Origin of the sequence: Gemella sp. 27098_8_155 (assembly GCF_041433725.1) — a bacterium.
Lineage (GTDB): Bacteria > Bacillota > Bacilli > Staphylococcales > Gemellaceae > Gemella > Gemella haemolysans_D.
On sequence record NZ_JAPWCA010000013.1, the window covers coordinates 44,050 to 56,379 of the forward strand.

Here is a 12,330-nt window from a genome sequence, read left to right on the forward strand (position 1 = left end):
TGTTACAGTATATAATTATTTATTAAATGTTAAACTTCTAAGCCGCGTTCTCTCATTATCCCAATTATCAACTCTGCAGTTTCCTCAATAGCCTTATTTTGAACATCTATTATCGGACAACCAATTTTCCCCATAATTTCTAACGCGTACTCTAATTCTTCAAATATTTGGATTTCATCTGTATAATCAGTATTTCCATCCACTCCTAAAGTTTTTAGTCTTTCTTCCCTCAACTTATTAAGTTGTTCTACTGAATTTGTTAAACCAATAATCTTTCTTTTTACTTCATATATTTGCTCTGGTAGTATTAAATCTTGTACAATAGGAACATTCATAACTTTAATGTTTCTATTCGCTAGATATAAGCTCAATGGAGTTTTAGACGTTCTTGATACCCCCAAAATAACAATATCCGCCTCTTTAAGACCATTAATATCCTTCCCGTCATCATACTTCACAGCAAATTCCAATGCATCAACTCTTTTGAAGTACTCAGTTCCCATTTTTCTGTTTAAACCTGGATTCCCCTCAGACTTTATTCCAAGTTTATCTTCAAAAGTATTTAGCATTTCACTTAACAAATCTATAACTTTTATATTTTTTTCTAACCCTTTTTTCTTCACGTATTCGGCTAAGGTACTATCTACCAATGTTTGAACTATTACATCCCCATCATTTACATTCGACATAATACAATCTATTTTTTCTATCGTACAAACATTTGAATTCTTCAATACCTTAAAATCAGCTTTTCCATAAGAGAACTGCACTAAAGCTGCATCTACAACATCCTTCGCAGTATTCCCTATTGAATCTGAAATTATATGTACAGTTAACATATTATCCCTCCAATATTTCCAATAATAATTTAATTAATGTAGTTTTTGAAATTTTTCCGACGATCACCTTGCCTCCATCCTCATCTCTTACGACAGGTAAGCAGTCAATTTCGTGTAAAATTAACTTCCTTAAGGCATCACTAACTAATTCATCTTCATATATGTATATTACATTTGGTACACGTGTCATCGCTAGTACTATTGGAAGATTTTGACCATCAGCATTTCTTGATAATTTCAACATATCTTTTCTAGATGTTACACCTGCTAGGTGATTATTTTCATCGACAATAAAGATTGTTCCTACATCATATATAAATAATTTAGATAATACATCTGAGAAATTCGCTGTACTTTTAGCCGTTATTGCTATCCCCATAACATCTTTAACTAATTTATTTTTTATTTCTTCACGTTGTTCTCCTGGTGAAAAGTTATAATTGTAATAGTAACCTACATTAGGTTTTGCTTCTAAAATTTCTAGCATCCCTAATACTGCCAAATCGTTTCTTAAAGTAGATTTCCCTAAAGATAGCTTCTCAGCTATCTCATCACTTGTAATTGGCTCGAAATTCTTTACTATTTCAATTATAGCTTTATGTCTCTCAGTAAGTTTCATTGTTCCTCCTTCTTGTATTATATTTTTTATTATACAATATATTACACACTAATTCAATAGTTATATTATATTAATGTGTAATAATAAATTCTATTATGTATGATTATTTCATTTTAAATGGTATTTTCCCTACATTCCAATCCTACTTTATTACCAATATATTAAAATAGAGTTACTCATTGTCTATTTTATTTAAATTTAAATGTTTATATGATATAATTAATCTAATAATATATCGAGGTGAAAATTGTATGTCAAAATTATCAAAATTATTTGCAATCGGTACAGGTATAGCCATTGCTAACTATTACTCAAAAAATCCAAACAAAGTTGAAGAACACACTGAATACGTCAAGAAAAAATCTAAAGATTACTATGGTTACACACGTTGTATGATTCGCTACACTAAGAAAAATGGTGTTGAAGAAGCGGCAATCTACCTATACAATGACTTAGTAAAAAATCTTAAAAAAGCTAAAAATGCTCTAGAAAACAAATATAATAATGCTGTTGATTACGGAAAAGAATTATCTAGTAATGTAACAGACATTAAAGGGCACGTATCTAACGTGAAAGAATATACTTCAGAAGTTAAAGAAAACTTAGGTGACGCAAAAAAAATCGTTGAAGAATTCAAACCTTCAGTAGAAGCTTACAAAGAAAAAGCTCTTTCTTCTTTCGAAAAAATCAAAGATCAAGTATCAAATATTAAAAAAGACGTTAATGAAGCAAATGTTCAAGAAAAAGTTGAAGATTTCACTAACAAATCAACTGAAACACTAGATTCAGTTAAAGAACGCGTTGAAACTGAAGTTCTAAAAAATACTCCTGAACAAAAAGAAGAAAAATAATATAACGAGGATTTAAAATGAATCTATTATCACTAAGTACTCTTCCTAATACAGGAGAAGCAGTTAAAAATTATGGTGCATACATTGGTATAATCATAATAATCACAATAATTTTCTTCCTGATCTGGAGAAAAAAGAATAATAAAGATGATTAATAAACTCTAAGCTAGGTAAAACTAGCTAGAGTTTTTTTATTATAATTAATCTACATCTATTTACTACATAATAAATAAGAGAGTGACTCGATAAAATCTATACGATTTTCGAATCACTCTCTATTTTATTTTATACTATTTTAAATTATCTAATGCAGCTATTCTTTCTTTAACACTATCATATTGTTCTTGATATGTTGCTTGTTTTTCTTTTTCTTTAGCTACAACCGCTTCTGGAGCAGAACCAACAAATTTTTCATTAGAAAGTTTTTTGTTTACTCTATCTAATTCTTGTTGTAATTTTTCTAATTCTTTTCCTAGACGTTCTTTTTCTTTGTCTACATCGATTAAATCGCTTAATGAAACGTAGATCTCAGCACCTGGTAAGATACGACTGATGTCAGTTTCGCTTGCTTCTACTTCGCGTTCAATAATAAGTTCGCTAGGACGAGCAAATTTCTCTAAGTACGCACTACCACTTAATAGCACTTCTTTTACGCTATCTTGTGAGTATTTAATTTTAATAGGAATCTCACGAGACATAGGAGCGTTCACTTCACTACGGATGTTACGTACTGCTGTGATTACATCTTGGATGAATTGCATATCTTCAGTTTCTTTTTCGAATACTAGACTTGCATCAACTTTAGCAAATTCACTAGTTACAATACTATCTCCAGTGTGAGGAATGTGTTGCCAGATTTCTTCAGTTACGAATGGCATAAACGGATGTAACATTTTTAGAGAAGCATCAAGTACATATACTAAAATAGATTTAGTAGTTTTCTTCGCAACTTCATCTTCACCATTTAATGAAATCTTAGCAATCTCGATATACCATGAGCAGAATTCTTCCCATACAAAGTTGTATAGAATACGGCTTGCTTCACCAAATTCATATTTTTCGAATAATCTTTCGAAATCTTCAATAGTTTTAGCAAGTTTTGTTAAGATATATTTATCAGCTAATGTTTTTTCTCCAGTTAAATCAATATCACTGTATTCGAAACCTTCAAGGTTCATAATTACGAAACGAGAAGCGTTCCAAATTTTATTGATATAGTTCCAACTTGCTTCAATTTTCTCAGTTGAGTAACGTAAGTCTTGACCTGGTGTTGAGTTAGTAGCTAAGAAGTAACGTAAGCTATCAGCCCCGTATTGTTCGATTACTTCCATTGGATCTACACCATTACCAAGTGATTTACTCATCTTACGACCTTGTTCATCACGAACTAAACCGTGGATTAAACAATCTTCAAATGGACGTGTTCCTGTAAATTCTAATCCTTGGAATACCATACGAGCAACCCAGAAGAAGATGATGTCATATCCAGTTACTAGACAGCTATTTGGATAGTAACGTTTGAAATCTTCACTTTCTAAATCTGGCCATCCTAATGTTGAGAATGGGAATAATGCTGAAGAGTACCAAGTATCAAGAACATCTTCATCTTGAACATAGTTTTCAATATCTTTTGGTGGGTTTACATCAACATAAACTTCACCAGTTTCTTTGTGATACCATGCTGGAATACGGTGTCCCCACCATAATTGACGAGAAATACACCAGTCTTGGATATTTTCCATCCAAGTATTTAACGTATTTTCAAAACGTGGTGGATAGAAGTTAACTTTTCTATCTGCATCTTTTTGATTTTCTAATACTTTATCAGCAAGAGGTTTCATGTCAACGAACCATTGTTTAGAAAGATATGGTTCAACAACCGCACCACTACGCTCAGAGTGACCTACTGAGTGAAGGTGTTTTTCAATCTTGAAGCATACTCCGCTTTCTTGTAAATCAGCGATAAGAGCCTTACGACATTCGAAACGATCCATACCGTTATATTTATCAGCATGTTCATTCATAACAGCACCTTCATCCATAACGATGATGCGTTCTAAGTTATGACGTTCTCCTACTTCAAAGTCATTTGGATCGTGGGCAGGAGTTATTTTAACTACTCCACTTCCGAAATCTTTTTCTACATATTCATCTGCAATAACAGGAATTTCTTTATTTGTTACTGGTAATAGAACTGTTTTACCAATATATTTTTGATATCTTTCATCTTCAGGGTGAACAGCAACCGCAGTATCTCCGAATAAAGTTTCAGGACGAGTAGTTGCTACTTCTAGATAGTCTCCACTTCCATCAGCTAAGAAATATTTAAGGTGATAGAATGCACCTTCTACGTCTTTGTGAATTACTTCGATATTAGATAATGCAGTTCTTTGAACTGGATCCCAGTTGATAATTTTCTCACCACGGTAGATTGTACCATTGTTGTAGTGATCTACGAAAATTTTCGTTACTGCTTTATTTAATCCTTCATCTAATGTAAATCTTTCTCTTGAGTAGTCTAAACCTAATCCAAGTTTAGCCCACTGTACACGAATATATCCAGCATATTCTTCTTTCCATTCCCATGCACGCTCTAAGAATTTTTCACGACCTAAATCATAACGACTTAATCCTTCTTCACGCATTTTAGCTTCTACTTTAGCTTGTGTAGAAATACCAGCGTGGTCCATTCCTGGAAGATAAAGCACATCAAATCCTTTAAGACGTTTGTAACGTGTTAACATATCTTGTAAAGTTGTATCCCAAGCATGTCCAATGTGTAATTTACCAGTTACGTTTGGTGGTGGAATTACGATTGTATATGGATTTTTTTTACTTTTATTATCAGCTTTAAAAACTTCTTTTTCCAACCACCAGTTGTAGCGATTATTTTCTACTTCGGTCGGATTATATTTTGTAGACATTTCAGTCATGACTGTTCCTCCTAAATTTTTATTTTATTATTAATTATTTTAAATTTCATAGTTATTTTTGTGGTATTTTTTTAGATAAAAAAAATAACCTCCATCCTTAACATAAGGACGAAAGTTTCCGTGGTACCACCTTTATTCTAATTATAACATTAGCACTTAATAAGATTAACGCTCTAACCACGTTTAAAGCTACTTACTTTCACTCTAAATGCTCACCGGCTACTTCAAAGTCCTGCCTAGGAGAAATCTCTCAACCACTGATTTCTTTTCTGTATCCTACGGTACGCAAGAACTTCTACTTATCGGCTCATCGCATATATTTTATAATTAAAATATGTTTAATATAATAACATACTTTTTTTTATAATGCAAGCAAAAGGAAAACTTTGTAAGTGTGGTGCGTAAGAATTTGTTAATTTCTAAGCCCTCTACCTTTTATATTTTTGACATTCTAAAGAAATAATAGTATAATATCTTTAGATTAGAGGAGGTGCTATTATGCCGAACATTAAATCAAGTACAGATTTACGTAATAATTACAATGAAATTTCTTCATTTTGCCATGAAACAGGTGAACCCATCTTTATTACCAAAAATGGGCGCGGTGACCTTGCCGTCATGAGTATTGATTTATTCAATAAATTCATGGGAAGATACGAACTATATCAACTTCTTGAGCAAAGTGAATCTGATTTTACAAACGGTCGTACCCTTACTTTTGATGATTCCATGAAAAGCTTAAGAGAGGATCTAAAAAATGGAACATTATAAAATACTTGTTTCTGAAACCTATCATAAAGACTTAAAAGATATTATCCATTATATTTATCATAATTTAGATGCACCACTTACTACATCTGCCTTACTTGACGAAATAGAATCCGCTGTTTCTGCTCTATCTGTCATGCCTTTTCGCTATGGATTAGTTGATGATGCCTATCTACACCGTAAAAAATTTAGAAAATGTCTTGTTAAGAATTACATCATTTTCTATAAAGTGAACAAAGAAAATAAAACTGTAATGATTCACCGAATTCTTCATGCAAGACAAAAATGGATTGATATCCTATAAAAAACATTCCAGATAAATATAAAAAAGTACTTCAACGATTAGAAATCTAATTCCATCATTGAAGTACTTTTTTAAATATTAATCTTCTTTTTTATTTTTCCATGCAGTTGCATTATCTAACTTAATTGGTAAGTTATCTAGGTAAAACTCTGGATCTTTTCCTTGTTTATGTTGTTTTACATAGTCTTTTAATACTACATAAACTACACCAGAAAGTCCGATAATCGCGATTAAGTTAAGTAAACTCATAATCCCCATTGTTACATCGGCAATTCCCCAAACTAAGTTTAAATCTAATACACTTCCTACATATACGAAGATACATACGATAACACGATAAACATTTACAGCCCATTTTTTAGGAAGTAAATATTGAATGTTTGTTTCTCCATAGTAGTAGTTACCAATTACAGAACTATATCCGAATAAGAAAATAGCCACGATTAAGAAAATTGTTCCGATACTTCCTACTTGTGAAGTTAAGGCAGCTTGTGTAAGTTGGATACCTTGTAACTTACCAGCTCCGTATTCAACACCAGGATATAGTAAGATTAAGAATGCTGTTGCTGTACATACTAAACATGTGTCGAAGTAAACTCCTAGAGTTTGGATAAATCCTTGCTTAGCTGGGTGAGTACTATCAGCTGTAGCCGCTGCGTTAGGAGTTGATCCTAAACCAGCTTCGTTAGTGAACATACCACGCTTAATTCCTAAAAGAATTGATGTCCCCATACCAATTACTCCACCACCTACTTGTTCAAGACCGAATGCTGATTTCACGATTTGAGCAAGAACACCAGGTAATTTGTCAATGTTAATAACCATTATAACTAATACGATAAATAAGTACGCCACTGCCATTACTGGTACTAACCATTGAGTAATTTTAACAACTTTTGTTACACCACCAAAAATTACGAAAATAGTAAGAATTAATAAAGCAATACCTGCAATATTTGCATTAATATCATATACTTGTAAAGCCTGAGCAATAGTGTTAGTTTGAACAGAGTTAAATGCTACACCATATGTTATAGAAATAACAATCGCGAAAAGCACACCCATCCATTTTTGGCCAAGACCTTTTTCCATATAGTAAGCAGGTCCCCCACGATAAACACCTTTTCTATCACGAACTTTATATACTTGGGCTAGCGTTGATTCGGCAAAAGATGAAGCTCCTCCAAAAAGCGCCATTACCCACATCCAGAATACTGAACCAGGTCCACCCATTGCAATCGCAATAGCAACCCCTGCAATTGTACCAGTACCTACTCTTGACGCAGCTGAGATTGTGAAGGCTTGGAAAGCAGAAACACCTTTTTGTTCGCCGTCTTTACCTACTTTAGGTTTTTCTGTAATAAGTCTGAACATTTCTTTAATGTAAGTAAATTGAACAAACTTAGTACTAAATGTAAAATAAATACCAGTTACCATTACCAACCCTATTAGGAAATAAGTCCACATAAAGTCATTAATGTTAGTCAATAATTCTAAAAATCTATCCATTAAGAGTCAACTCCTCGTTTTATTTGTTTTTTACGCTACCTATTATACTTTAAAAAACACTACAATTATAAATATACGTTAGAAAATCTAACATAAGACTATCTTAAATCAACTTTACTTTCAATATTTACTAAAAAACTATAGAAAATACTTGAAATCTCACATAAAAAATCCAGGAGCTTTAAACATTACATTCAAATCACCTGGATTTTTCTCATTAAACATATTCAATTCTATTTACTTCTTCATTGTTGTTCGTTGGATAATTATTCACAGGATAAGGATAGTTACCCATCGGATAGTTATCCATTCCATTATACATAACAGGAACAACTAATTTTCTATCACGAGTCTTCAAAATAGAATCAATCTCATAACTATTTAGATTGTTATAATCTAATTTTTCTTGAAGAACATATTTACCACTTCTAACCCTAGCTCTAATATCTGTAGCAGCAACAAAGTAGACAACCATAAACACAATAGAGAATATGAATTGAGATACTGAGAAAATATTTCTTAATACAAGATCTCCTTGAAAAATAAATCCACTAAATAAAGATAAAATCGTTAATCCAGCTTGGATATATAATACTATTCTTCTACCTTTTGTATCGAATATTGGTAAATACGTAATAAATAACAGAATAAAATTAAATACTGAGATTACTATTCCACCAATTATCAATACGGCAAACCCTAAAATCAGCGTCGTTGCAAATTCTTCATAAAATCTATCACCTGTAATTATCGGTAAGTTAATTAATGCGAATACCAATCCTCCTATGACTGCCATAGGCAACGCAAAAGTTATTATATAGGCAACTCCCCAATTTCTCTTCCAAACGCGCCCTTTATATTCTTTATAAATTCTATAAGTATTATAAAATGGTATAAACGCAAGTCCTGGCCTAACTCCAAGTATATCAAACATAATTTTTGAAAATATCGCTGTAATAATATATCCAAAAAATACTACGATGAGCAACACAATTAAACCTATAGCCAATATCTGACTCATCAGATGTTCATCTATTTCAAACATAAAAATTCCTCCTTTATTTCATATCATTATTTTCTATTACATTATAATTAAGTTCATTAGAAATTATAGGCACTACTAACCTTCTCTTACGAGCTTTTAGAGTTTCATTGATTTCAAAACTATCCATAGTCTCGTAATCTAATTTCTCCTGAAGAACATATTCTCCACGTCTAATTCTAGCTCTAACTTCTCTTGCCGCTAAAAGATAAACAATAGTAAATACAACAGAAAAAATCATTTGTATCATCACTAACCTTACAGTATTAAAATTAGGATCTATTTCAATAAAAATACTAGTTCCAAATATAGTTAATAGTGTTAGTGCGGTTTGAATATTCAATACTACTTTTCTTACTTTTGTATCGAAAATTGGTAAATATATAATAAATAACATAATTACACCAAATACATTTATTATTAGAAAACATATAAAAACTATTATTATACTAACAAGAAAAAGAAGCATGAAATTAAACACAACTTCATTATTCACTTTATAACTCGTCAAATTCAATACTACACCTGTGATTATACCAGCCGGAAAAATAAAAGTTAGTATATACGCAACTCCCCAGTTTCTCTTCCAAACACGACCTTTATACTCTTTATAAATCCTATATGTATTATAAAATGGTACAAGTGCTGAAATCGGTTTAACCCCAAGTATATCAAACATAATTTTTGAAAAGATAACTGAAACAATATATCCAATACTAGCATATAGAGTAGCTATTCCTCCGAAGATATTAAATAATGATTCTAACATATGATTATTGAATCCAAACATAACTTTCCTCTTCTCTTCTCTTCTCTTCTCTTCTATTCTACATCATAAAATTCGTCTAACACATAAGTTGTTACAGGTTTAACATATAATTCATATTTCGCTACTAAATCAGCAATAATATCACCATCAATTAAGGTTATTGTTCTAGTCCCTTGGCGAGAAGCTTCTATAGCTGATTTTGAAAATTTTGATGTTGTGATAAATATACCGAATTCAGCATTATATTTATCCATTGCACCTCTAAACTTATCTATTTCAGGAGAAGGCACATTCCCTTCCCATCTTTTAGCCTGAATAGCAACTCTAGCAGTTCGAAAATCATCACTTGTTATGTATCCAAATCCGTCAAGACCACCATCGTTAGAAACTTGAATCCCTATTTTTTCATCCATCTCAACATTCATTTTTGAAACGAGTTTTCTAGCGAACATCTCAAATTTTGCTGGGCTGAATTTTTTTAATTTTCTAATTAGCTCATCTCTCCACTGATCTTCTACAATTTCTTTTTCATCTTCAGAAATTACTTCTTCAATATCTGTTATCTCTTTTTTTCGTTTAATCTTCTTATTAATTTCTTTATATATAGCTGAAAAATCTAAAGACTCAAGGTTAGCTTCTCGCCCTTTACTTGTCAAAGTATAAACTTTACCATCTTTTTTTAAAAATTCCGCTTTTTCTAAATAACTCAAAGTAAAATTAAAGAAAAACTTGAATGGAGAATACTCTCTATTACTTTTTTTAGAGATACGACGAGAATCAATATATTCTTCAGTTATAACTTCAGAATTTTTTCTAAAATACTCTGCTATCGCTCTTTTTGTGTCACTTCCCCCTTTTTTTCTAAGTGCAATGATTATTTCTTTGGAAATAACATTCTCTTTCTGACTATTTGTCATTTTAAATATATCCACAAACTCCCCTCCTTTCTTATATCTGTTCTTTTCTTTATTATACTAAAAATCTTTATAAATTAATAGTAAAAAAGGGAGTGACTCAAAAATCGTGATTTCGTAGAAATCGATTTTGTCGAGTCACCCCCGCACAGGCTATTAGATATCTAAAAAGCTTTTATAAAGTGAATTTAGATATCAATAGGCCACTGCGTCTATGATTTTTTATATAAACTTTGTAAAAATTAAGACTTTAGTGTCAGCATCTGTTATATTATTTATGATAACTTGCTCCTGTTATTATACGGTAAGCTCTGTACACCTGTTCAAGTAAGACAACACGCATCATCTGGTGTGGAAACGTCATTCTACTAAACGATAATGCAAAATCACTACGTTTTTTCACACTATCAGAAAGACCATAACTTCCACCAATTACCAATGCAACATCACTCTTACCAGTAAGCATTAAATTATCAATTTTTGATGCAAATTCTTCACTTGATAAATTCTTACCTAAAATTTCCAAAGTAATAACATACTGATTATCTTTAATTTTTGATAATATATTATTCCCTTCTTTTTCCATCGCAAGAGCTATTTCTGAATCATTCTCTACCTTTACTTTTTCATCAGAAATTTCAATAGTATTTAACTTAATATATGCTCCAAGACGTTTTTCATATTCTTTTATAGCATCTCTATAAAATTTTTCCTTAACTTTACCTACACAAATCAAAGTTACTTTCATCAGGACCTCTTTCTATCTACACATCTTTACCAAGAACAAATTTTTCAATAGCATAAGCGAAACCATCTTCATCATTTGACTTAGAGATAAAATTCGCCGCTTCTTTTAAAGTAGGATTAGCATTATCAACCGCTACTCCCATACCAGCGAACTCAATCATGCTTAAATCATTAAGCCCGTCACCTAATGCCATTACATTCTCATTTGTTAAACCAAGTTTTTTACATAATGAATCTAATGATACTCCTTTAGAAATACCTTTATCGTTAATCTCGATAAAGAACGGTTTAGACATAGCAACCTCATACTCATCACCTAATTCAAGTGCTAGTTTATCTTTCACTGCAACAGCTTCACCAGGATGTTTAAGAATTATTACCTTAGCTGCACCTTCTTTAATATCATCTTTCATATTTTCACTAATTACTAGTTCTGCACTTACTAAACCAGACTCAATTCGTGCATATTCATTATCACGATTCGTAAGAACTTTCCCACCTTGATAAGTAAGAATATCACAATCATTCTCCAAAGCAACATCTATTAAGAACTTAATTCTCTCAGGAGATAAAAACTTCTCATAGATCACTTCATTCGTCTTAAGATTAGCAATTCTAGCCCCATTAAATGAAAGTAAGTAGTTATCATAACTATCAAGTTGTAAATCTTCTACTATACTCATCATTCCAAAATCAGGTCTACCCGATGCTAAAATAACTTTAATATCTTGTTTCTTACACTCTTCAATTACTTCTCTATTTTTCTTAGAAATCTCACGATCACTATTTAATAGCGTATCATCAATATCTGTAACAACTAATTTTATCATACAAAAGCTCCTTTAGTAGATTTCATTAAATCTATAATCTTATCAATTTATATATTTCACTTCTTTACATTATATCAGATTACACTACTCTCTCATAGCAAAAAAGGAAAAATCATATCAATCTGATATGACTTCTCCGTTTTCCTCATTAAATCACTCTAATATTAAGTTTTTTCTAAAATTAACATAAAAATAAGACCCAAAG

The 12,330-nt window shown here is 31.4% G+C and carries 13 protein-coding genes and 1 other annotated feature; of the genes, 4 read left to right on the forward strand and 9 right to left on the reverse strand.

The window, feature by feature from the left end; genetic code table 11:
• Positions 1-29: 29 nt before the first annotated feature.
• Together O5Y44_RS06420 and O5Y44_RS06425 are read right to left on the reverse strand one after the other, a co-directional pair.
• Complete coding sequence (locus tag O5Y44_RS06420; RefSeq protein WP_371465752.1) at positions 30-839, reverse strand: pyruvate, water dikinase regulatory protein; 810 nt, start codon at positions 837-839, stop codon at positions 30-32.
• A gap of 1 nt (position 840) precedes the next feature.
• Positions 841-1,458, reverse strand: coding sequence for a CBS domain-containing protein (locus tag O5Y44_RS06425; protein ID WP_048803178.1), 618 nt, complete (start codon positions 1,456-1,458; stop codon positions 841-843).
• Between the two features lie 251 nt (positions 1,459-1,709).
• On the opposite strand from O5Y44_RS06425, the gene O5Y44_RS06430 reads away from it, so the two are divergent.
• The gene (locus tag O5Y44_RS06430; protein ID WP_371465753.1) at positions 1,710-2,309 is read left to right on the forward strand and encodes a hypothetical protein; all 600 of its coding nucleotides are present in this window, start codon (positions 1,710-1,712) and stop codon (positions 2,307-2,309) included.
• A 17-nt stretch (positions 2,310-2,326) separates the two neighbouring features.
• Positions 2,327-2,464, forward strand: coding sequence for an LPXTG cell wall anchor domain-containing protein (locus O5Y44_RS06435; RefSeq protein ID WP_371465754.1), 138 nt, complete (start codon positions 2,327-2,329; stop codon positions 2,462-2,464).
• A 135-nt stretch (positions 2,465-2,599) separates the two neighbouring features.
• Here O5Y44_RS06435 and O5Y44_RS06440 read toward each other — a convergent pair whose 3' ends face one another.
• Positions 2,600-5,242 carry a valine--tRNA ligase gene (locus tag O5Y44_RS06440; protein WP_271987557.1) on the reverse strand — a complete coding sequence of 881 codons (2,643 nt, stop codon included), beginning with the start codon at positions 5,240-5,242 and terminating at the stop codon, positions 2,600-2,602.
• A gap of 101 nt (positions 5,243-5,343) precedes the next feature.
• Positions 5,344-5,562, reverse strand: a binding site (T-box leader).
• A gap of 178 nt (positions 5,563-5,740) precedes the next feature.
• Here O5Y44_RS06440 and O5Y44_RS06445 point away from each other — a divergent pair.
• Together O5Y44_RS06445 and O5Y44_RS06450 are read left to right on the forward strand one after the other, a co-directional pair.
• Positions 5,741-6,013 carry a type II toxin-antitoxin system Phd/YefM family antitoxin gene (locus O5Y44_RS06445; protein ID WP_271987556.1) on the forward strand — a complete coding sequence of 91 codons (273 nt, stop codon included), beginning with the start codon at positions 5,741-5,743 and terminating at the stop codon, positions 6,011-6,013.
• On the forward strand, positions 6,000-6,314 hold the full coding sequence (locus O5Y44_RS06450; protein ID WP_271987555.1) for a type II toxin-antitoxin system RelE/ParE family toxin: 315 nt from the start codon (positions 6,000-6,002) through the stop codon (positions 6,312-6,314). The genes O5Y44_RS06445 and O5Y44_RS06450 overlap by 14 nt, the downstream gene beginning before the upstream one ends.
• A 78-nt stretch (positions 6,315-6,392) precedes the next feature.
• Here the strand turns inward: O5Y44_RS06450 and O5Y44_RS06455 are convergent, their stop codons facing one another.
• The 6 genes from O5Y44_RS06455 to O5Y44_RS06480 all read right to left on the reverse strand — a co-directional run bounded on the left by O5Y44_RS06455 (position 6,393) and on the right by O5Y44_RS06480 (position 12,125).
• On the reverse strand, positions 6,393-7,823 hold the full coding sequence (locus tag O5Y44_RS06455; RefSeq protein ID WP_271987553.1) for an alanine/glycine:cation symporter family protein: 1,431 nt from the start codon (positions 7,821-7,823) through the stop codon (positions 6,393-6,395).
• A gap of 217 nt (positions 7,824-8,040) precedes the next feature.
• Positions 8,041-8,868, reverse strand: coding sequence for a hypothetical protein (locus O5Y44_RS06460; protein WP_316447216.1), 828 nt, complete (start codon positions 8,866-8,868; stop codon positions 8,041-8,043).
• Positions 8,869-8,881: 13 nt separating this feature from the next.
• Positions 8,882-9,655, reverse strand: coding sequence for a hypothetical protein (locus O5Y44_RS06465; RefSeq protein WP_316447215.1), 774 nt, complete (start codon positions 9,653-9,655; stop codon positions 8,882-8,884).
• Positions 9,656-9,687: 32 nt separating this feature from the next.
• Entirely contained in the window at positions 9,688-10,551 is an 864-nt protein-coding gene (locus O5Y44_RS06470) for a restriction endonuclease (protein ID WP_371465757.1), read from the reverse strand.
• 268 nt (positions 10,552-10,819) lie between these two features.
• Positions 10,820-11,296: a 23S rRNA (pseudouridine(1915)-N(3))-methyltransferase RlmH gene (gene rlmH / locus O5Y44_RS06475; RefSeq protein WP_048803186.1), complete on the reverse strand. Its 477-nt coding sequence runs from the start codon at positions 11,294-11,296 to the stop codon at positions 10,820-10,822.
• Between the two features lie 16 nt (positions 11,297-11,312).
• Entirely contained in the window at positions 11,313-12,125 is an 813-nt protein-coding gene (locus O5Y44_RS06480) for a Cof-type HAD-IIB family hydrolase (protein ID WP_316447213.1), read from the reverse strand.
• Positions 12,126-12,330 lie beyond the last annotated feature (205 nt).

Coding starts and splice junctions, on each gene's coding strand:
- O5Y44_RS06420 (WP_371465752.1), bottom strand. CDS start 839: ATGTTAACTGTACATATAATTTCAGATTCAATAGGGAATACTGCGAAG.
- O5Y44_RS06425 (WP_048803178.1), bottom strand. CDS start 1,458: ATGAAACTTACTGAGAGACATAAAGCTATAATTGAAATAGTAAAGAAT.
- O5Y44_RS06430 (WP_371465753.1), top strand. CDS start 1,710: ATGTCAAAATTATCAAAATTATTTGCAATCGGTACAGGTATAGCCATT.
- O5Y44_RS06435 (WP_371465754.1), top strand. CDS start 2,327: ATGAATCTATTATCACTAAGTACTCTTCCTAATACAGGAGAAGCAGTT.
- O5Y44_RS06440 (WP_271987557.1), bottom strand. CDS start 5,242: ATGACTGAAATGTCTACAAAATATAATCCGACCGAAGTAGAAAATAAT.
- O5Y44_RS06445 (WP_271987556.1), top strand. CDS start 5,741: ATGCCGAACATTAAATCAAGTACAGATTTACGTAATAATTACAATGAA.
- O5Y44_RS06450 (WP_271987555.1), top strand. CDS start 6,000: ATGGAACATTATAAAATACTTGTTTCTGAAACCTATCATAAAGACTTA.
- O5Y44_RS06455 (WP_271987553.1), bottom strand. CDS start 7,823: ATGGATAGATTTTTAGAATTATTGACTAACATTAATGACTTTATGTGG.
- O5Y44_RS06460 (WP_316447216.1), bottom strand. CDS start 8,868: ATGTTTGAAATAGATGAACATCTGATGAGTCAGATATTGGCTATAGGT.
- O5Y44_RS06465 (WP_316447215.1), bottom strand. CDS start 9,655: ATGTTTGGATTCAATAATCATATGTTAGAATCATTATTTAATATCTTC.
- O5Y44_RS06470 (WP_371465757.1), bottom strand. CDS start 10,551: ATGACAAATAGTCAGAAAGAGAATGTTATTTCCAAAGAAATAATCATT.
- rlmH (WP_048803186.1), bottom strand. CDS start 11,296: ATGAAAGTAACTTTGATTTGTGTAGGTAAAGTTAAGGAAAAATTTTAT.
- O5Y44_RS06480 (WP_316447213.1), bottom strand. CDS start 12,125: ATGATAAAATTAGTTGTTACAGATATTGATGATACGCTATTAAATAGT.